The organism is Streptomyces phaeoluteigriseus (genome assembly GCF_001896135.2).
Lineage (GTDB): Bacteria > Actinomycetota > Actinomycetes > Streptomycetales > Streptomycetaceae > Streptomyces > Streptomyces phaeoluteigriseus.
The window spans coordinates 184920-204209 of sequence record NZ_MPOH02000020.1 but is presented as its reverse complement, the minus strand read 5'-3'; the positions used below and the strand labels follow the sequence as shown (position 1 = coordinate 204209).

Annotated in this window: 14 protein-coding genes and 3 pseudogenes; 7 read left to right on the top strand and 10 right to left on the bottom strand. The window is 70.9% G+C overall.

The window, feature by feature from the left end; all coding sequences use genetic code 11:
• Positions 1 to 1037: 1037 nt before the first annotated feature.
• The 3 genes from BM536_RS35365 to BM536_RS35355 are packed head-to-tail and all read right to left on the bottom strand — an operon-like array spanning position 1038 to position 2209.
• Positions 1038 to 1334, bottom strand: coding sequence for a hypothetical protein (locus BM536_RS35365; RefSeq protein ID WP_079275267.1), 297 nt, complete (start codon positions 1332 to 1334; stop codon positions 1038 to 1040).
• Positions 1335 to 1338: 4 nt separating this feature from the next.
• Positions 1339 to 1659, bottom strand: coding sequence for a hypothetical protein (locus tag BM536_RS35360; RefSeq protein WP_073499490.1), 321 nt, complete (start codon positions 1657 to 1659; stop codon positions 1339 to 1341).
• Entirely contained in the window at positions 1649 to 2209 is a 561-nt protein-coding gene (locus BM536_RS35355) for a bifunctional DNA primase/polymerase (RefSeq protein ID WP_245873943.1), read from the bottom strand. The genes BM536_RS35360 and BM536_RS35355 overlap by 11 nt, the downstream gene beginning before the upstream one ends.
• A gap of 245 nt (positions 2210 to 2454) precedes the next feature.
• Here BM536_RS35355 and BM536_RS35350 point away from each other — a divergent pair, with 245 nt between their 5' ends.
• Positions 2455 to 3834, top strand: a complete 1380-nt coding sequence (locus BM536_RS35350) for an NsdA family TPR-like regulatory protein (protein WP_073499489.1) — start codon at positions 2455 to 2457, stop codon at positions 3832 to 3834.
• Between the two features lie 66 nt (positions 3835 to 3900).
• Here BM536_RS35350 and BM536_RS35345 read toward each other — a convergent pair whose 3' ends face one another.
• The 5 genes and pseudogenes from BM536_RS35345 to BM536_RS35325 all read right to left on the bottom strand — a co-directional run bounded on the left by BM536_RS35345 (position 3901) and on the right by BM536_RS35325 (position 10749).
• A complete protein-coding gene (locus BM536_RS35345) occupies positions 3901 to 4830 on the bottom strand; it encodes a phosphotransferase family protein (RefSeq protein ID WP_073499487.1) in 930 nt (309 codons plus the stop codon).
• Between the two features lie 355 nt (positions 4831 to 5185).
• Positions 5186 to 5572: a DUF6083 domain-containing protein gene (locus BM536_RS35340; RefSeq protein WP_073499486.1), complete on the bottom strand. Its 387-nt coding sequence runs from the start codon at positions 5570 to 5572 to the stop codon at positions 5186 to 5188.
• Positions 5573 to 5949: 377 nt separating this feature from the next.
• Positions 5950 to 7023 (bottom strand): LacI family DNA-binding transcriptional regulator, encoded by a 1074-nt coding sequence (locus BM536_RS35335; protein WP_094103958.1) that lies wholly within the window; start codon positions 7021 to 7023, stop codon positions 5950 to 5952.
• Between the two features lie 242 nt (positions 7024 to 7265).
• Positions 7266 to 9062 (bottom strand): annotated as a pseudogene (locus tag BM536_RS35330) (glycoside hydrolase family 35 protein).
• A 493-nt stretch (positions 9063 to 9555) separates the two neighbouring features.
• Complete coding sequence (locus tag BM536_RS35325; protein ID WP_073499779.1) at positions 9556 to 10749, bottom strand: MFS transporter; 1194 nt, start codon at positions 10747 to 10749, stop codon at positions 9556 to 9558.
• Positions 10750 to 11370: 621 nt separating this feature from the next.
• Here BM536_RS35325 and BM536_RS35315 point away from each other — a divergent pair.
• The gene (locus tag BM536_RS35315) at positions 11371 to 11631 is read left to right on the top strand and encodes a hypothetical protein (protein ID WP_073499777.1); all 261 of its coding nucleotides are present in this window, start codon (positions 11371 to 11373) and stop codon (positions 11629 to 11631) included.
• Between the two features lie 167 nt (positions 11632 to 11798).
• On the opposite strand, the gene ku is transcribed toward BM536_RS35315, so the two are convergent.
• Complete coding sequence (ku, locus tag BM536_RS35310; RefSeq protein ID WP_483883509.1) at positions 11799 to 12845, bottom strand: non-homologous end joining protein Ku; 1047 nt, start codon at positions 12843 to 12845, stop codon at positions 11799 to 11801.
• Positions 12846 to 12932: 87 nt separating this feature from the next.
• On the opposite strand from ku, the gene ligD reads away from it, so the two are divergent.
• A complete protein-coding gene (ligD, locus tag BM536_RS35305; protein ID WP_073499773.1) occupies positions 12933 to 13817 on the top strand; it encodes a non-homologous end-joining DNA ligase in 885 nt (294 codons plus the stop codon).
• Positions 13818 to 14087: 270 nt separating this feature from the next.
• Here the strand turns inward: ligD and BM536_RS35300 are convergent.
• Positions 14088 to 14682: pseudogene (locus BM536_RS35300) on the bottom strand (nuclease-related domain-containing protein); the annotation flags it as partial.
• 31 nt (positions 14683 to 14713) lie between these two features.
• Here BM536_RS35300 and BM536_RS43495 point away from each other — a divergent pair.
• From BM536_RS43495 to BM536_RS35280, 4 genes and pseudogenes are all read left to right on the top strand, one after another.
• Positions 14714 to 15440 (top strand): annotated as a pseudogene (locus BM536_RS43495) (hypothetical protein); the annotation flags it as partial.
• Position 15441: 1 nt separating this feature from the next.
• Entirely contained in the window at positions 15442 to 17028 is a 1587-nt protein-coding gene (locus tag BM536_RS35290; protein ID WP_245873942.1) for a sensor histidine kinase, read from the top strand.
• Positions 16992 to 17354, top strand: a complete 363-nt coding sequence (locus tag BM536_RS35285) for an SH3 domain-containing protein (protein ID WP_073499944.1) — start codon at positions 16992 to 16994, stop codon at positions 17352 to 17354. The genes BM536_RS35290 and BM536_RS35285 overlap by 37 nt, the downstream gene beginning before the upstream one ends.
• 53 nt (positions 17355 to 17407) lie before the next feature.
• A complete protein-coding gene (locus tag BM536_RS35280) occupies positions 17408 to 18775 on the top strand; it encodes an FtsW/RodA/SpoVE family cell cycle protein (protein ID WP_073499943.1) in 1368 nt (455 codons plus the stop codon).
• Positions 18776 to 19290: the final 515 nt, after the last annotated feature.

Sequence of the window (19290 nt, the reverse complement as noted above, 5' to 3'; positions counted from 1 at the left end):
TCCAGATCCGACAGCTCATGACGACGCACCATGCACCACATGATCCCCCATCAGGACTCTTTGAAGACACTGCCTAGCCGAGATCGACGACGTACGAGGCAACGTCGAGTACGACCTCCAGATCTTGCGCGTAGAAGCCTTGTCATTCGGGTGGATCTTCTACTGGGGAGCAGTCTGGGATGAGCAGAGCGGCCGGCGCCCTCGGCTGGGAGGCAACGGCCCCTTCCTGGTGGATCGGGCAAACGAGCGGTTGATCCGAACTGCCACCAGCGTTCCCGTATCCCGGCAAGTCGCTGACTACGAACGCCGACTACGGCGCGAAGCTCACGCCCGGAACGTGGCAGCGAAACGCGCTGCACAGCAACCATGAGTGTCTAACTGCGTGACAACACCCACGCACACCGGCGGACGAGCATGGATGTCTGCGGACCATCAGCGCAGGTGCGAAGCACACCGACCCCAGGTCGAGCCCTTACTCAAGTTGCTTCGGGACGAAGAGGTCATCGTGCAAGCGCCACCCATGCGCTTCCGCCGTCGGGATTTGCTCTGGTCGACGGCCGGATAGCGTGGCTCAGGCCGGCGGGGGTACAGCGAGGCACACGCGCGCCTGCACGGTCACCTGACCCACCATCGTGGCTGACCGTCGTCGGCTGAGGCTCAGGCGCTCCGGGGCCCATCTCTGCAAAGGGACGTACAAGGCGAAGAGGCCGTGCCAGTCGCGTGCCAGATCCTGCGAGGAAACACGGGGAACAGCGGGGACCGGCCCCAGGTGCGGCCAGGGCTCCAACACCACTCCGCTGCAGGTCAGCGCAGCAACCGCTACCAAGAGACCCAAGCTGATGTCACCGCTGGCCTGCCGCTTCGTCCGGGCTGCGGCGCTGGGGCGCCGGTCCCGGCCGAGCGGCAGACCAGCCATGTTCGCCGGGACAGCAAATGGCCCCGTCCGACAACGCCGAGAGAACGATGTCGTACGGGGCCAGACCAGTCGACCGCAGGAGCACGCTCGAACCGCGGCCGACCGGCGTTCGAGGAGCGGTTCAGACGGCAGATGTCTCGGCCGTCGTACCGTGCAGCTCTGCTTGGAGTCCTGCCGCGATGAGCTTCGCCAGCATTTCGGCCGCGTCGGGGCGCACGGCCCCCAGCTGCACCAATCCGTCGCCGAGGACGTTCACGTCGGCCATCAAAGCGGGGAAGTCGGAGTCCAACCCGAGCAGCACGAGTTGGTCGGCCAGGGTGCCAGCGCTTCGGCGCGCACGGTTCCAGCCTCGGACGTAGGGCACACCGGGCACCAGGTCCTCCGCCCGTTTGGCCACCACTCCTCGCCGGTCGGTCATGACGTCAGGTCCTTCCCTTGTGTTCTTCGGCTGTGGTTGACGCGTGACCGTCGCCGTCACGGTCGCGGCCGTATCCGCTTGCCAGTGCCAGGCGCAGAAGCTCGGCGAGGCGCTCGGCCGTGTCGGGTGAGACACGTCCCAGCTCGACGAGGCCGTGTCCGAAGGCGTTCAAGTCCGCACGCAGGTAGGGGAAGTCCTTCTCCAGGCCAGCGCGCACGAGGACGTCCCGCAATGCGGTGGTGGCGTTTCGAGCCGCGTACCAGCCGTCGCTGTCGAGAAGTGACCACGCGGCGGCGTCGCGCCCGACGGTCGGCTCATCCGGCATCGGTGGTCGTCTCCTCGGGGAGCGCAGCAACCGCCGCGTAGGGAGTCGGGTACTGCTCGTCGAAGCGGTCGATCCTTGCCAAGAGCTCCGCGGAGGCGACCAGCGCAGTCGCGAGAGCCACCGGCCGCAGCGGGTTGGCCTCCGGCCGGCGCGTCGGTGCCCGGAGCCACTGGTAGCGGTCTTCGGACAGCGGAATGGGGCCGGGCACGACGACGGCCGAACCATCGCTGAGGTAGCGGTAAGGAGGCGGGGACGAGGTTTCACGGTCCAGGTAGTACGTGAAGGTCTCCCGGCTCTGCGAGCCCAGGAAGAACCCGACTCGCTGCGCCTTGCGGTCGATGACCGACGGTCCCATCGGCATCCCGCTGCGCTGGAGGCGGTCGAACATCTCCATTCCGAGGCGCTGTTCCACGCTCACCACGTCGAGGAAGCGGCCGGTCGGCAGGAGGCAGGGCATCCGCGGGTCATCCGCCCAAACCTGTCGGCACTCGGTCGGGTTGTCCGCTGCCGCAGACAGCCACTCCATGCCCCGCCTGGTCATCCTCTGCACGTCATCTCACCCTCAGTCGGACTGCGGTGCGGCCTCGGTGCCGCCGTCGGTCCACACTCCCGGCCAGGCACCTGGCCAGGGCAGATGACGAGGGGTGACGGGGGATGACGCGTCCACGCCCGTCGCGTCATCCCCCGTCACCTGTTCCTTGCGAGCGATCTCCGATTACTACGTGCAAGAAGCAATGACCAGCGCGTACATTCGGTCGGGCAGACCGAGTGTTCGCACCGGCGTACGCACAGGGAATGAAGGGCTACGTCCTCATGAAGCCGACCAGTGCCCGCTTACGGGAAGCTCGCGCCGGCCGGGGCTGGAGTCAGCCGCGGTTAGTGAGGGAGTTACGCCGAGCGGCAGCCCAGCGCGGGCATCAACTCCCCTCGGACGCCAGTGTGAAGCGCCGTATCGCGAGTTGGGAGAACGGGCACAGCTCGCCCGACGACTTCTACGGGCCGCTTCTGTGCGATGCCTTCGCGACGAGTCCGACGGAACTCGGCCTGGACTACGGAGAGGCGAAGGACGCTTCGGTACTCGACGCCTCGTACCCCGCCAGCCCTGATGACGCCATTCAGACGGTCGGCCAGTTGTGGCGCGCGGACCTCAACCACTACGACCCGCTACTCACCGCGGAGCCGTCCGAGCCGGCGTGGAACGAGGCATCCCTCCGGTGGCTCGTTGCTCCCGAGCCGAGTATTCCCCGGCCGCGTGCCGAGGGGGTGCGAGTCGGTCTCGGCGACGTGGCAGCGATCAAGACCACCGCGGACATGTTCGTCCAGCTTGACGATCAGTTCGGCGGTGACCATGCACGCCACTCGGTCATCCAGTACCTCAACAACGACGTGGCCCCACTCCTACAAGGCCGGTACACCGAGCAGGTGGGCAGGGCCCTGTTCTCGACCGTGGCGGAAGCGACGCTTCTCGCCGGTTGGATGTCCTACGACGCCTGTCACCACGGACTCGCCCAGAGGTACTTCCTCCAGGCCCTCCGCCTCGCCCAGGACGCCAACGACCGCCGGCTCGCGGGCAGCATCCTGTCAGCGATGAGCCACCAGGCGACCTTCTTGGGGCGATACACGCAGGCCGCGACTCTTGCCCGTGCAGCGCTCATGGGCATCTCTCCGGTGGCCACACCGACGCTACGGGCTCAATTCCACGCGATGGAGGCCCGCGCCCTTGCTCGCACCGGAGACGTCGCCGCCTGCGAGGCCGCGCTCAACGCGGCGACCAAGGCCCTCGAAGGTCGAAACAGCGACGATGAGCCGGAGTGGATCAGCTACTTCGACGAGGCCGAGCTCGCCGCCGAAGCCGCACACTGCTTCCGCGACGTCAACAGCGCCCGCCGGGCGGTGTCCCACGCCGAGAACGCCATGAGCGGCAGCCATGTACGAAGTGACTTCTTCGCGACGATGGTCCTCGCCGACGCCCACTTACGCGCGGGAGACGTCGAGGAGGCATGTCGCGTGGCCCTGGATGCTCTGGATCTCGGCGAACAGCTCAAGTCGGCGCGGTGTGTCAGCTACCTCGCCGAGTTCCGCCGGAACCTCAGCGACGCCGGCCACAGTACCGCTGCACGCGACCTCGCAGACGAGGCCAGCGAGCACCGGCTGTGGATCGCCGCGGGGACGTAGGTCTTCTCGGCAGGCTCCAGGGTCACGGAGCTAGCCAGTGCTGCGCTGAGGCTGCGCTGCCAATGCCTAGAAGGCACTCCACGAGTCGCGTCCCTCGCCCGTCCGCAGCGAACGCATCCGTCGGGCGAACTCGGTCGCAGAGCGCTCGCTCACGTCGACTTGGTGACCGAGCCACGCCACCATCATCAGCTCCCGCAGATCGGCCAAGGTCTCGTATCCGGGCCAGTTCATGAGGTCGAAGCCGTACCGGTGGACGAACTCCGCGTACTCCGCCTCGGTGTGCCAGCCGTACCGGTCGTAGTAGAGCGCGGTCAGGATCAGGTCCCACTCGCGCGGGGCGAGGGCGAATCCGTCAAGGTCGATGAGGACCGCATGACCATCGCGGTGGCGGAGGATGTTCCCGATGTTGGCGTCACCGTGGATCAGGCCGAAGGGCAAGACGAAGTCCAGCCGGTCGTACTCCTTGGCGAGCTTGGCCGAGCGTTCCTCCAGGAAGGACCGGTCCTCCGGAGAGACAGCGTGCAAGCCGTCCAGCGAGGCCGACAGCTTGGCCAGGGGATCGAAGTAGGGCAACCCCAGCGACTCGGGTTCTTCCAACCAGTGCAGGCGACGGAGCAGGTCGGCCAGCTCGCTGACCGCCGCGTACTCCTCTCGCTCCTGGACGCTCTCCCAGAAGGTCACCACCAGGCCACGGACGAGGACGGGTTGTGCGATGGCAGTCGGCACGCGCGTGGCCGGGAAGTCGATCGTCCCCAGCCATCGGGCGACGCCCACGGCCCGTTCCATTTCCGCCAGGACGGCAGGGTCACGCGCGATGCGGACGATGATCGGTAAGGACGCCAGCCGGTACACCGCATTGGAGCCCAGGCGCAGCAGTTCTGCCTCGGTGGAGTCGAGTCCGGCCGCCTCGCACGCCTCACGCATGACGGTTTCCACGCCCTCCGCCGTGAACTCCGTGCCGTCGCCGTGCGCTTCGCCGTCAGTGCCCGAGATCATGCCTCCGACGATACGGCGCGGCCCCACCCCCGGACAGGGCACCCACGTGATAGGGGCGTGATGATCTTGACCGGGTCCTACCTCCGGCACCACTCCCCCGCAGGTCAGAGCCCCGACAGCCTTCTCTCTCACCTGGCCTCCGGAGCCGTGTGCGCAGGTTCGAATCCTGCCGGGGGCACCCCTTGTAGGGTGCCCAAAGACCCCGTCATCAGCGGAAACGCTGAGGCCGGGGTCTTCGCGTATGTGCAGGCGTATGCAGCGGACAGCGACCCTATGACGCAGTCTGTGGACTATTCGTGGACCAGGATCGTGGGGCATCTCCCCTGGTCAGCTCCGGGGTTCCCCACCGCGTTCGTCAGCCGGCGTCCGGCCACTCCTCAGGTGGCAGAGGCGGCGGTTCCGGGTCGGTCCGTCGCTCCACTTGCCGCGCGTTTTCCCCTCGCAGGCTGGTCAACCACTGCCATAGATCCGGCAGCGCCTGCTGCAGACAAGCGAGACGGTGCTCGATGCGGCACCGCTGGAACTGGTCCGGCGGACACACTCCGTAGACCGTGACCCGCCCATCGGACAGCTCGATCCAGCGGTGCTCCGCCGGCACCGTATGGGCCAGCGGATGCATATCCGGCTCCAGCAGCACCCAGTCCTGCTCCAGCGTCACTACCCGATCTTGTAGAAGCCCGCAGTGTGGGCAACGGTTCTGTCCGCCCCCCAGGCGGCGCGGCTTCTCATCTAAAACCCCCATACCGTGAGGGTCGCCAGCAGTCGGTCAAGGCGTAGAGCGCGAACCAGACGGAACACCTGCGGCAGGCGTGCGCCGACGAGACGGAACGCGACGCGGCAGGTGCAGCCAGCACCTACCGGCAGACGGTGCACGGCCGAGACATGGCGAAGCCCCCGCTGTTGTCGTCGCGCTGGGCACGCGGGGGCCGCTGACCGGTGTCGGCGTCGTCTTTACTGGTCGTCGTCGGCGTTGTCGTCTTCGCGCCCGTACGGCAGCGGTGGCCGGAGCTGGTCGCCGTGGCGAGGGAGGGAGGTGGGGGACGGGAGTCGGGCTCGGTGGGGGCGGAGAGTCACGGGAGGGGTGACGTCGACGTCCGGCCCTGACGGCCCGCGGGCAGGTCAGCGGCGCTGTGCGGGGGGCGTGGTGCTGTCGCGGATCCGTAGGTCCACGGGTACGACCGTCAGGGGTGGCGGGGGTGTCGTGGGGGCGTCGATTCGGGCCAGGAGTACGTGGAGGGCTCGGGTGCCGATGTCCGTGAAGTCCGTGCGGACGGTGGTCAGCGGGGGGAGGAAGTGGGCCGCCTCCGGGATGTCGTCGTAGCCGACCACGCTGACGTCGTCCGGGACGTGGCGGCCCGCCTCGTGCAGGGCGCGCAGGACGCCCAGGGCCATCTGGTCGTTGGACACGAAGACCGCTGTGATCTGCGGGTTTCGTGCCAGCTCGCGGCCCAGGTCGTAGCCGGAGTCGGCGCTCCAGTCGCCCAGAAGGGGGGCCGGGACCGGGATTCCGGCCGCCTTCAGGGTGTCCCGCCAGCTGTCCGACCTGCGGTCCGCCGACGCCCAGCCGCTCGGGCCCGCCACGTGCCAGACGGTGGCGTGGCCCAGGGACAGCAGGTGTTCCGTGGCCGTACGGGCGCCGGCGCGGGCGTCCGAGGTGACCACCGGGGTGCCGTCGCCGAGGTCGTTGTCCAGGACGACCAGCGGGGTGTCCAGGCGGGCCTCCGCCAGCGCTTTCGCCACCCGCAGCTGCGGGGCGATCGCGATCACGCCGTCCGCGCCCTCCCCCGACAGACGGTCCGCCGCCCGGACCACCGTGTCGCGGTCGGCGATGTCCAGGGCGATCGAGCTGACCAGGTAACCGGCCTCCTGCGCCGCCGTGTTGATCGCCGTCAGCGTGGAGGCCGGGCCGTAGCGCGCCGCGTCGAACGAGATCACCCCGAGCATCCGGGTCCGGCCGCTGGCCAGCGAGCGGGCGCTGCGGCTGGGGCGGTAGCCGAGCGTGCGCATCGCCGCGAGGACCGCCTCGCGGGTCTCTGGACGTACTGCCGGGTGGTCGTTCAGCACCCGCGAGACCGTCTGCTTGGAGACGCCGGCCAGTTGCGCCACGTCGGCCATCACGGGGCGCGCACCCGCGAAGTTGCGACGGCTGCGGCCTCCCTTGGTCGCCGGGCCGTCGGCGGCGCTTGGGGTCATCTCGGGTGCCCTCTTCTGTCCTTCGGCCGGGTGGGTGTCGGGGTCCCCGGGGGACCGGTGACCGTGGTGCGGGTGGTGGCGGTGGGGTGCATCCGGGCTTCCGCTCCCGCCGGACCACAGGATAGGCCGGTCCTCGGCGGAGGGCTGGCTGAGGGTTGTGGTCCGGTGGCGGGAGCGGGAGCGGGAGTGGAAACAGGGGGCGGGAGCGGGGGCGGGAGTGGGAGCGAGGGCGGTCCGGTGTCTCAGTGGGCCGCCGGGCCCAGGTCCGGTGTGTCGGTGAGGTGGGCTCGTGTCGCGGTGGTGGCCTGGAGCTCCAGGACGATCAGGTCGTTGGTGCCGGGGCGCAGGACGGGGGCCGGGACGTACAGCGTGCGCTGGGGGCCTCGGTTCCAGTAGCGGCCGAGATGGAACCCGTTGATCCACGCCTGGCCCTTGGTCCAGCCGGGCAGTGAGAGGAAGGTGTCCGCCGGGGTGCTCACCTCGAACGTGCCGTGGTGGAAGGCCGGTTCGGCGGAGGCGGCTGCGGAGGGGGAGGCGGTGGTCTGCTCGAAGGGCAGCGCGGGCGGGGCGTCCAAGGGGAGGGGTGGCAGTCCCAGGCGCCCAGGGGTGTGCCGTCGTAGGTGACCGGTCCCAGGATGCCTTTGGGAGTGCCGATGCGGGGGCCGTAGTTGACCCGTCCCATGTTCTCCACCAGGACGAGGAGTTCGGCGCCGGGGCGCGGCACGTGCACGGCCAGGGTCTCGTCGTGGCGCTCCCGTTCCAGTACGCCGACGGGGGCGCCGTCCACGAAGACCTGGGCGCGGTCGCCCACTCCGCCGGTGAAGTGGAGGAGTCCCAGGCCCTCGGTGGGGAGCGTGGTGCGGTACAGGACGTATCCGGCTCGGTGGCCGAGAGCGTCTGCGGAGGGCGGGTCCGTGGGGGCGGGGGCAGGGGGGGCAGGGGTGGGGGGTGCGGGTGGCCTTGCCGGCGGCGAGGGGCAGGAGGGGGATGCGGTGCTTCAACTCGACCGTCGTCCGCGGCAGTTTGCGAGCCGGGGACGGGATCGGCTCGTCGGGCACCTGGGCGTGGCGCGCGATGACCTCGCGGAAGGCGTGGTACTTCGGGCCGGGGTCACCGTGTTCGGTGAGGGGGGCGTCGTAGTCGTAGGAGGTGACTGTGGGGGCGTACGTGTGATGGTGGTTGGCGCCGTTGGTGAAGCCGAAGTTGGTGCCGCCGTGGAACATGTAGATGTTGACGGAAGCCCCCGCTGAGAGCAGGCGGTCCAGGTCGGCGGCGGCGTCCGCCGCGTCCCGGCCGTGGTGCGGGCCGCCCCAGTGGTCGAACCAGCCGATCCAGAACTCCGCGCACATCAGCGGGCCTTGGGGCTGGTGCTCGCGCAGGCGCTCCAGCGAGCGGTCGATACGGCCGCCGAAGGTGCCCGTCGCGAGGACGCCGGGCAGGTTGCCCTTGGCGAGGTGTTCGGGGTCGGCCTGGTCGCAGGTGAAGAGGAGTTCCTCCACGCCACGGGTGCGCAGGGCGGCTTCCAGGTGCTTGAGGTACGCGGTGTCGTCGCCGTAGGCGCCGTACTCGTTCTCCACCTGTACGGCGATGACCGGGCCGCCGGACGCGGCCATGTGCGGGAGGAGCGGGGGGAGGAGGAGGTCGAGGTAGCGGTCGACCGCGTCCGTGAAGCGGGGGTCGCTGCTGCGGAGGCGGATGTCGGGGTCCGCGGTGAGCCAGTGGGGCAGGCCGCCGCCGTCCCACTCCGCGCAGATGTACGGGCCCGGGCGGAGCAGGACGTGCAGGCCCTCGGCGGCAGCGAGGCGCAGGAAGCGGGGGAGGTCGAGGAGGCCGTCCAGGACGAGGGTGCCTGGCTCTGGCTGGTGGAGGTTCCAGGGGATGTACGTCTCCACCGTGTTCAGGCCCATCAGGCGGGCCTTGTGGAGGCGGTCGGACCAGTGGTCGGGGTGGACCCGGAAGTAGTGGAGGGCGCCGGAGATGATCCTCAGGGGGGTGCCGTTGAGGAGGAAGCCGTCGGGGGTGGTGGTCAGGGCGGACATGCGGGGTCCCTTCGGGGGGGGGAGGGGGCTCGTGGGTGGTGAAAGCTTGTGGGTGGTGAGGGCTTGTGGGTGGTGAGGGCTTGTGGGTAGTGAGAGCTCGTGGGTGGTGAGAGCTCGTGGGTGGTGAGAGCTCGTGGGTGGTGAGGAGCTCGGTGGGTGGCGGTGGCGGATGCGGGTGGTTGTGGGTGGCCGTCGTGCGCCTGGGCGTCGTGGGTGGGTCGGGGTCGTGGCGGTGCGGCCAGCCCGTCGCCAGTCGGACGTACTGCTGTCCGCTGCCACAGTCGGACGTGGCAGTGACGGGCTACGCGACGGGCTGCGCCGCACCGCCACGACCCACTCCCCTGGTACGGCGGCTGCGGGCGCGTCCGGATGCCGGCGCCGCACCGCCAACCACCCACCTCTCCGGTACGGCGGCTCTGGGCGCGTCCGGATGCCGCTGCCGTACCACCACGACCCACCTCTCCGGTACGGCGGCTGCGGGCGCGTCGGGGTGTCATGGGGTGGCGTTTGGTGTGCGGGTCGCCCGGATCAGCCAGAGGGTGGCTGTGAGGCAGGCTGCGGAGACCGCGGCCAGGAGAAGGGGGACGGCTCTGATGTCGGACCACTCGATGACCTTGCCGAGGGCGGGGCCGGCGGCCACTCCACCGACCATGGAGGCGGCGATGACGAGGGCGCCCGCTCGGGCGGCCCCGGGGGCGGCCCGGTGCAGCCAGGGCAGGCCGGTGGGGAAGATCGGTGCGATGAAGAGGCCCACGCCGGCGTAGGCGTACGGCGCCAGGTCCGGGACGGCGGCCAGGAGCAGGCAGGCGGTCATGCCGGCGCAGGAGACGGCGATGATGGCCGGGGCCGAGAAGCGCAGGGCGAGGGGTGCCACCAGGAAGCGGCCGATCGTCATCATCAGCCAGTAGACGGAGGTGGCCGTCGCGGCGATTCCTGCGCCGTAGCCGACGGTCTCCAGGTGGGTGGGTTCCCAGCCGCCCACGCCGGCCTCGATGCCGACGTGCAGGACGTAGAGGGCCACGAAGACGGTGAGTATGGAGGTCAGGCTGCGGGTGAGGGGAGTCGGGCCGGTTGTGGTGGCGGTGGCCTCGGTGGGGTGTGGGGCCTTGTCTCTCACTCCCCTCAGACAGAGGAGGAGGGGGAAGTTGACCAGGGCGAAGGCCAGGAAGACCGTGGGGTAGTCGTCGGCGCCTGCCGCGCCGATCAGGGCCGGGCCGAGGATCGCGCCGATGCCGAAGTGGGCGTTGAGGATGTTCAGCATCGCGGCGGAGCGGTGGCCGAAGCCGACGGCGAAGAGTTGGTTGAGGCCGTAGTCGATGCCGCCGAAGCCGAGTCCTGCCAGGAGGGCGGCGGTGAGGGCTGTCGGCCAGTTCGGCGCCAGCGCGAAGCCCGCGGCGCCGGTCGCCATGAGGAGGTACGAGGCTGCCAGGAGCCGCCTGTTGCCGATCCTGCCGTAGAGGCGGTCGAAGAGGAGCACGCCTGCTACGCCGCCTACGAAGTGGGCGCTCAGTGCCAGTCCGGCGGTGGAGGGCGAGAGTCCGAAGTCCTGGCGGAGGGCCGGGATCGCTGGGCCGTAGAGGGCCTGGAGGGCGCCGATCAGGACGAAGCCGACGCAGGAGGCGACTGTGGCCGCGGGCGTGAAGACCGGGCCGGGCACGGGGGTGGCCCGTCGTGGGTGACGCACCATGGGCTGATCGGTCACGGGGTCTCCCGGGGCGACGGTGGCTTGGTGTCGTGTCGTGTCGTGTCGTGTGGCTCCGACGGGGGTCGATGTTACCGGTAACAAAAGCGGGCCGGTCAAGGTGTTTACGGGGGTGGGTGGGAGGCGGGATGCCGGTCGGCGCAGGCCTCTTGTATGACTTCGGCCGCAGCCGTGAACGTTTCTGCTGGTCATCACGGCACGACTTGATCACTCGTCGCAGTGAAGACCGGGCAACCAGGCAAACCCGATTACCGGCCTACCTGTTGAACCGGGCGTCATCCGAAGATCAGCAGGCAGGGTTCCCCTTGACCATCTTGTTGCGGCGCGCCTCGGCACGGCCGTGCGACGGTCGCCGCCGCGGTCCTGTCCGGCTCCCCGAACGCTCTCGCCCGAGCGGCCGGATCCACCCCCGTGCAGACCTTGAGTACAGCGTGAGCGGCATGACGACGAAGATTCCCACGGGCTCCGGCGCACCGCGTGCGAGATCCACCCGATGCGCAACTCCCCGCAGACCCTGCCCCGTTATGGCAAGGCGTGTGCCCGGCTCTTCGTCACTGGGGTTCAGCGCGCCAGCCAGTGTCACCACATCACGAAGTGAGTTCCTCCATGGTCGAGCAGCGGCATCAGCAAGGGCGTGGTGCGTCTCAGGGAGCGCGGCGGAGGCGGATCGGGGTCTTGGGGTTCATCTGCGGGCTGCTGGCGTCGCTCGCCTTCTTCGCCTTCTTCCCCGGGCTGCCGCATGTCATCGATCTGGGTGCGATCGTCGTTTCCCTGCTGGTGGGGGCCTTGGCGCGGTGGGGTTGCGTGGACTGGTGGGGGCGGCGGCGGGCGGGGAACGAGGAAGGGGCAGGGGAACAGGGCGGATAGACGGTTCCTGTGCGGGCCTCGGGTGTCGGGGTGGGCACGCGTTGGACGTGACATGTGTTTTCCGGCCGCCAGGTGGGACAGCGGCATGAGCTGAGAACCGAGAGTCAGCCACCCGTCCACGCCACTGTCGCCAACAACTCCGGCGCGCCGGTCGCCCCATCGGCCCCTCACGCCGACCGTTTGCGTGCCGTCGTCTTCTTCGCCGCCGTCTTCTTCGCCGTGCTCTTCGACGTCGCCGTCGTCTTCTTCGCCGCGCTCTTGCTCGTCGATGCCGTCTTCTTCGTCGGCTGGGTGGACTTCGTCGCCTTCTTCGCCGGCGATGCCGTCTTCTTCGCCGTCGACGTGGACTTCTTGCCACCGGTCTGTTTCGGGGCCGTGCGGGACGGCTTGCGGTCGGGGAGCTGTCTGACCTCGGCCTCTTCCTGCCCGGTCGGCTCGCCGCGGGACTCCTTCGCGGCGCGGACGCTGTTCTCCAGGGCCGCCATCAGGTCCAGGACCTTGCCGCTGGGTGCGGCGCTGGGCGCCTCGGGGGGTGTCTCGCCGGCCGCCTTTGCGGCGACGACCTCCTCGACGGCCTCGCGGTACTCGTCGTGGAGGTCTTCCAGGTCGACCTCGCCGAGGGTGTCCATCAGGGCGTCCGCGAGGTCGAGTTCCTTGTCACGGACCGTGACGTCGGTGTCGGGGGCCACGCCCTCGGGGGCGCGGACCTCGTCGGGCCAGAGCAGGCCGTGCATGGCGATGGCGTCGCCGACCACGCGGAGCATGCCCAGGCGCTCGCGGCCGCGCAGCGCGTACTTGGTGATGGCGACCTTGTTGCTGCGCTTCAGCGCCTCCCGCAGCAGTGTGTACGGCTTTGCCGCGGGGGCGCCGCCCGCCTGGAGGTAGTACGCGGCGTCCATCTGGAGCGGGTCGATCCGGTCGGTCGGCACGAAGGCCACGATCTCGATCGTCTTCGCCGTGGGAAGCGGCAGGTGGGACAGGTCCTCGTCGGTGATCGGGATGATCGAGCCGTCGGCGTCCTCGTAGCCCTTGCCGATCTCCGACTGGCTCACCTCGCGGTCCTCCAGCTCGCAGACCTTGCGGTAGCGGATGCGGCCGCCGTCCTCGGTGTGGATCTGGCGGAAGGAGATCGAGTGGTTCTCGGTGGCGTTCACCAGCTTGATCGGGATGCTGACGAGGCCGAACGAGATGGCGCCGTTCCATATGGATCGCACGTGCAGCACCCTCCTGGCTCTGCCGAGAGAAGTTCGAGAGAGGTTACCTAGCAGACATTTACGCACTAACCATGTGATTCTCATCGTATGACGCCCATCACCGAGGTGGAGGGGCGGCGGCTCGCGCTCAGCAATCTGGAGAAGGTGCTGTATCCGGCCACCGGCTTCACGAAAGGCGAGGTGCTGCACTACTACGCGACCGTCGCCGGGGTCCTGCTGCCGCATCTGCGTGACCGTCCGCTCTCCTTCCTGCGCTACCCGGACGGACCCGGCGGACAGGTCTTCTTCGCCAAGAACGTGCCGCCGGGCACCCCCGACTGGGTCACCACCGCCGAGGTGCCCCGCGCGGAGGGGCCGGCCCGGATGGTGCTCGTGCAGGACCTGCCGAGCCTGATGTGGGCGGCGAACCTCGTCACCGAGTTCCATACGCCCCAGTGGGTGATCCAGGATGCCGAGGAGGCCGACCGGCTCGTCCTCGACCTCGATCCCGGCGCGCCCGCGACCGTCGTCGAGTGCTGCGAGGTCGCGCTGTGGCTGCGGGAGCGGTTGGCGGCGGACGGGATCGAGGCGTACGCGAAGACCTCGGGGTCGAAGGGGCTGCATCTGCTGGCGGCGGTGCGCGGATCGTCCTCCGAACGGGTCACCGAGTACGCCAAGCAGGTCGCCGTGGAGGCGGAGCGGACCATGCCACGGCTGGCTTTGCACCGGATGACCCGGAGCCTGCGGCCCGGCAAGGTGTTCGTCGACTGGAGCCAGAACGCCGCCCGCAAGACCACCGCCACGCCCTACACCCTGCGGGCCCGCCCCGAACCGACCGTCTCGGCACCCGTCACCTGGGACGAGGTGGAGGCGTGCGCGGCACCGGACGAGCTGGCGTTCGGGGCGGAGGCCGTCGCCGGGCGGGTACGGGAGCACGGCGATCTGCTCGCCGAGTTGTGCGAGCCGGGCAGCGCGGGGCAGCTTCCAGACTGACGTCCGCTCGACAGCCCGTCCGCTCGACAGCCCGTCCGGCGACCCCGGCAGACCTCAGCCCCGGTCAGCTCCCCCGCCGACGCCCGCCTTCCCAGCCCGTGCGGCGATCGAGACGAGGCCGTTCAGGCCGAAAGGGGGTCTGAGGGGCCTCGTCCTCGTCGACCGGCACGAGGACCGGGCACGGGCACCGGCACGGGCACCGAAGCGGAGACGAAGCCACCCTGCACCACTCCGACCCGACCCGCACCCACCCCCCTCAACCGCCGGAGGCCACGTCCGCCTGTCCCGCGCCATCGCGTGCAGCGCCTCCACGTCCGCCGGCTTCAGTACGCCGCCCTGCCGGGCCAGCCCCGCCAGCTCCGTCTCCCGCAGGACCCGCACCTCGCGCGGGGTGGCGGTGAAGCGCACGTCGGCCGGGCCGACCAGGGCGAGGACCGGGCGGACCTCGGCGGTCAGCGTGTGGGAGGCGCGGTCGGCGTCGGCGCGGACGCGGCGCAGGAGGGGACGGGGGTCGCGGCGGCCCACGGTGAGCAGCGGGTCGGCGACGAGAACCCGCTGCCTGCGGGCGTACACGGTGTGCACGGCGAAGAGTCCGGCCGGGCCGATCACCAGGTGGTGGACACGGTCACCGCCGGGCAGCGGGAGGGAGTGCAGGGTGTGCCAGCCGGCGCTGTCCAGCCGGTCCAGGATCTCGCCGGTCACCTGCTCCGCTTCGAGGGCGCGGCGGCGCGGGTCGGGCCGCAGGCGGCGGGCGGGGACGGGATCGCGGTCCAGGGCGATCGAGCGGGCCTCGCCGGGGCGGTTGGGGGCGAGGTCGTCGTCGGGGTGGAGGGTGGAGGCGGGCCAGCGTCGGCGGAGCAGCGACTGCACGTCGTCGACCGCCACACCCTCGCCCTATGGGCCTCGGGATCGCGTCCGCTGTGGAAACTGCTGGCGTCGGCGACCTCGGCGTGCGGCGACGCCGGCGGGCTCAAGGGTGCCGGGGCGACCCCGACCGCTGTCAGCCCGGAGAAACTCTGGCCGGACCTGCCCGCGGCGTCGAGTCCGGCGTTCGACATCGACGAGGTGAACATCCAGGTCGTCAAGGGTGTCACCGTTCCCGGGGACGACATCCGCCGGGTGGACCCGGTCGAGGTGGTACGCCGGGAGATCGCCGCGCACCCGAACGACTACGACGGCTCGGAGGCGCCGTACCGCGAGACGTCCCGCCGGATGGCCGCCTGCGACGAGAGCGGCGCCGCACGGCGACCGTGCCCGGTCCTGCGGTCGTACTACCGCGATCTGACCGGTGACGGGCGGGACGAGCTGACCCTGGGCTTCCGGCAGCTGCCCGGCGAGCTGACGGCCGTCCGCGTCTACACGGTCGAGAAGCACCGGCTGGTGCAGGTCATGGGGTGGGAGGACGCCGTGAGCGCGGTCGAGCTGGCCGGACGGTCGGTGATCATCCGCTCGCCCTCCGAGGTCGCCGGGTACGAGTACCGCCTCCAGTGGACGTGGGACGCGGACCAGAAGGCGATGCTGCTCACCCACGACGAGATGGTGCGGACCGGGGGACGGACCCACCCGCCCCGGCCCACGTCCACCGCCTCGCCCACCCCGGCTCCCTCCTCCTCCGCGAGCGCCGATGAGGCTCGCGCGCCCTCGGTGGTCCGGCACGCTCGCCGTGAAGGCCGCCGTGTTCATCACGGTGATGTGCTGCGCGCTCACCGCGCTGCTCGGCGTTCTCGTGCACGTCTCGGTGACGCACCAGACCGTCGGCGAGGCCCGCGATCTCGCGCTGTCCCGGCTGGAGGACGCGACGACGGCGTTCGAGGCGGGGGACACGCTCGACTTCGGCGCGAGCGTGGACCCGCCGGGGCTGCCCGCGGCGCTGCGACGGCTCGCGGTGGCCGGGGAGCGCGGCACGATGGTCGCCGAGCACCGCGGGCGGCCGACGATGTGGGCGGCCGGTCCCGCCGACGGCGAGCGAAGCGAGACGGGATTCCCGCCGCCCGAAGGGCGGGGGAGGGCGCTGGCCGTGGCCGTCGACTACCAGCAGAGCGCCCGCACCATCGAGGCCCTGGACAACGCGATCCTGTGGTCGTCGGTCCTGGCGATCGGAGTGACCCTGCTGGTCGGGGCGTTCGCGGTGACCCGGGTGACCCGGCGGCTGCACGCCACCGCGCGGGTGGCCCGGCGGATCAGCGCGGGCGATCTGGACGCGCGCGTGGACGATCCGCGGACCAAGGATCCGACGCGCCCGCAGGACGAGGTGGCCGCGGTCGCCGTCGCGCTGGACTCGATGGCGTCCTCGCTCCAGGGCAAGCTGCTGAGCGAGCAGCGCTTCACCGCCGATGTGGCGCACGAGCTGCGCACCCCGCTGACCGGGCTGCACGCGGCGGCCGAGCTGCTGCCGCCGGGCCGGCCGACGGAACTGGTGCGCGACCGGGTGGCGGCCCTGCGCACGCTCACCGAGGACCTGCTGGAGATCTCCCGCCTGGACACCGGACGTGAGCGGCTGGAGCTGGACACCGAGGACCTGGAAGCGGTGGCCCACCGGGTGGTGCGGGCGGCGGCGGCCTCGTCGGGTGCGGCCTCGGGCGCAGGCTCCGTTGCAGGTAAGGGTGCGGGTACGGGTGCAGGTGCGGGTACGGGTGCGGGTCCAGGTGCACCGGCGGGGGCGGGGGCGGGTGCCGGCATCGAGGTCAGGGTCGTGCGGGACGCCCGTGTCGAGACCGATCGGCGGCGGCTCGAACGGGTGCTCGGTAATCTCGTCGCCAACGCGCATCTGCACGGGCGGGCGCCGGTGGTGCTGACGGTGAACGGGCCGGTGGTGACCGTGCGGGACCACGGGGACGGCTATCCGGAGTACTTGATGGCGCACGGGCCCCAGCGGTTCCGTACTGAGGGGGGCGCGAAGGGGCACGGCCTCGGGCTGACGATCGCGGCCGGTCAGGCGGAGGTGCTGGGCGCCCGCCTGACGTTCACCAACGCGCCGGACGGCGGCGCGGTGGCCACGCTGACGCTCCCCCACACACCGCCCGCCGGGGCGGCCCCTCCGACGGGGCCACGCCTTCCGCCGGGGACGGTCTCCCCGATGGCGCAGCGTGACGGGCGACCGGTCGCGAGCCCTCCTAATGTGGCGGTAAGTCAGCTTCACCCCCTTCTGCTTCACCCCCTTCTCGGAGGTCTGCCATGTCCCTGCGCTCCGCCCTCACCCGGTTCGCCATAGCCGGTGCCGCCGGCGCCCTCGCCACCGCGGCCGCCGTCACCCCCGCCACCGCGAGCCAGGGCGGCCTGGGCAGCCCCGACCGCCAGGCCCCGCGCCTGTACAAGGGTGTCGTCACGGCAAGCCAACTGCTGCTGCGCAGCGCGCCGAACCGCGGCGGCAAGGTGGTCCGCGTCGCCTTCCGCAACGACATCGTCACCGTCTACTGCCGGACCACCGGCCAGAAGGTCGACGGCAACTCGCAGTGGTACCTCCTCACGGACGGCGCCTGGGCCTACGGCTCGGCGCGCTACATCCGCGACCTCGGCCCCACGCCACGCCGCTGCTGACTCCGAAGATCCACCAAGGCTCACAAGGAGCCCCATTTGGGTAAGTTCCGGACATGATGCAAGCCGGAGCCGAAGTCATCGCCCCGACGGCGGACGCGCCGGCCCCCGTGGTGCGCCTGCCCAGGCGCCGCGGCGTCGAGCTGTCCCTGATCGTCCTGGCCGTCCTGTTGTCCGTGTACGGCTACTGCGCCGTCGGGCTCGCCAGGAACGGCAGCGTCCCACCCGGCGCCGCCGGCTACGGCGCCGGGCTCGGCGTGCTCGCGCTGCTGGCGCATCTGACGGTCCGGCTGCGCGCCCCGGACGCCGATCCGCTGCTGCTGCCCATCGGGGTGCTGCTCAACGGCATCGGGCTGGTGCTGATCTACCGGCTGGACCTGGAGACCCCCGGCGATCGGGCGGCACCCACCCAACTGGTGTGGTCGGCGCTGGGCGTGGCCCTGTTCGTCTTCGTGGTGGCCGCGCTGCGCGACCACCGGGTGCTCCAGCGGTACGCGTACGTGTGCGTGGCCGCCGCGCTGGTCCTGCTGACGCTGCCGATCTTCTTCCCGGCGGTCAACGGCGCCCGGATCTGGATCAGGATCGCCGGATTCTCCATCCAGCCGGGCGAGTTCGCGAAGGTGCTGCTCGCGGTGTTCTTCGCGGCCTACCTCGCGGCCAACCGCACCGCGCTCGCCCACGCGGGCCGCCGGATCTGGTTCATGCAGCTGCCGACCGGCCGGGTCCTCGGGCCGGTCGTCGCGATCTGGCTGCTGAGCGTCGGCGTCCTGGTCCTCGAACGCGATCTCGGCACCTCGCTGCTCTTCTTCGGCCTCTTCGTGGTGATGCTGTACGTGGCGACCGGCCGCATCGGCTGGACCGCGGTCGGCCTGCTGCTGGCCTCGCTGGGCGCGGTCGCCGTCGGCCGGCTGGAGCCGCACGTCCACAGCCGGGTCGAGGACTGGCTGCACCCGTTCGCGTCGATCGACGCGGGCGAGGGGCCCGGCCAGCTCGCGCAGTCCCTGTTCTCCTTCGCGGCCGGCGGCACCTCCGGCACCGGACTCGGCCTCGGCCACTCCGTCCTGATCGGCTTCGCCGTGAAGTCGGACTTCATCCTGGCGACGGCCGGTGAGGAACTCGGCCTGGTGGGACTGTCCGCGCTGTTCCTCCTGTACGGGCTTCTGGTGGAGCGCGGCTACCGGGCCGGGCTGGCCCTGCGCGACCCCTTCGGCCGGCTGCTGGCGGTCGGGCTCGCCTCGATCTGGGCGCTCCAGGTGTTCGTGATCGCCGGCGGGGTGACCGGCCTGATCCCGCTGACCGGCATGGCGATGCCGTTCCTGGCACAGGGCGGCTCGTCGGTCGTCACCAACTGGGCGATCGTGGCGCTGCTGATCCGGATCAGCAATTCGGCCCGACGCCAGTACGACGGGAAGGCGGCGCCGTGAACGAGCCCGGGGAGACGGACGCGAGGCGCGAGGGGCGCCGACGCGGCGAGGGGGCCCGGCACGGCGAAGGGGCCCGGCGTGGCGAAGGAGCCCGGCGCTGCCAAGTCCCCCAGCGTGGCGAAGGAGCCCGGCACGGCAAGGGATCCCGAGACAGCGGTGGGTCCCGACGCAGCGAGGGGTTGCCGTACTGCAAGGGCTCCCGAGACGGCGGTGGGTTGCGGCACGCCAAGGGCTCCCGAGACGGCAGTCGGTCCCAAGACGGCGGTCGGTCCCGAGACGGCAGTCGGTCCCGAGACGGCAGTGGGTCCCGAGACGGCGGTGGGTTGCGGCACGACAAGGGCTCCCGAGACGGCAGTCGGTCCCGACGCCGCGAAGGGTTCCCGTACCGCAAGGGCTCCCCGCACGGCGAAGCGTCCCTGCGCCCCGAGCCGGGTGGGCCCGGTGCAGGGCCCCGACGCGGCACGAAGCCCCCGCACCGCCCGAAGTCCCCGCCCAGCCCAATGCCCCCGCCCACC

Coding starts and splice junctions, on each gene's coding strand:
- BM536_RS35365 (WP_079275267.1), bottom strand. CDS start 1,334: ATGACCGACCGGCGAGGAGTGGTGGCCAAACGGGCGGAGGACCTGGTG.
- BM536_RS35335 (WP_094103958.1), bottom strand. CDS start 7,023: ATGACCCCAAGCGCCGCCGACGGCCCGGCGACCAAGGGAGGCCGCAGC.
- BM536_RS35345 (WP_073499487.1), bottom strand. CDS start 4,830: ATGATCTCGGGCACTGACGGCGAAGCGCACGGCGACGGCACGGAGTTC.
- BM536_RS35285 (WP_073499944.1), top strand. CDS start 16,992: ATGTCCCTGCGCTCCGCCCTCACCCGGTTCGCCATAGCCGGTGCCGCC.
- BM536_RS35280 (WP_073499943.1), top strand. CDS start 17,408: ATGATGCAAGCCGGAGCCGAAGTCATCGCCCCGACGGCGGACGCGCCG.
- BM536_RS35340 (WP_073499486.1), bottom strand. CDS start 5,572: ATGGGGGTTTTAGATGAGAAGCCGCGCCGCCTGGGGGGCGGACAGAAC.
- BM536_RS35360 (WP_073499490.1), bottom strand. CDS start 1,659: ATGCCGGATGAGCCGACCGTCGGGCGCGACGCCGCCGCGTGGTCACTT.
- BM536_RS35315 (WP_073499777.1), top strand. CDS start 11,371: ATGGTCGAGCAGCGGCATCAGCAAGGGCGTGGTGCGTCTCAGGGAGCG.
- BM536_RS35325 (WP_073499779.1), bottom strand. CDS start 10,749: ATGGTGCGTCACCCACGACGGGCCACCCCCGTGCCCGGCCCGGTCTTC.
- BM536_RS35290 (WP_245873942.1), top strand. CDS start 15,442: ATGAGGCTCGCGCGCCCTCGGTGGTCCGGCACGCTCGCCGTGAAGGCC.
- ligD (WP_073499773.1), top strand. CDS start 12,933: ATGACGCCCATCACCGAGGTGGAGGGGCGGCGGCTCGCGCTCAGCAAT.
- BM536_RS35350 (WP_073499489.1), top strand. CDS start 2,455: ATGAAGGGCTACGTCCTCATGAAGCCGACCAGTGCCCGCTTACGGGAA.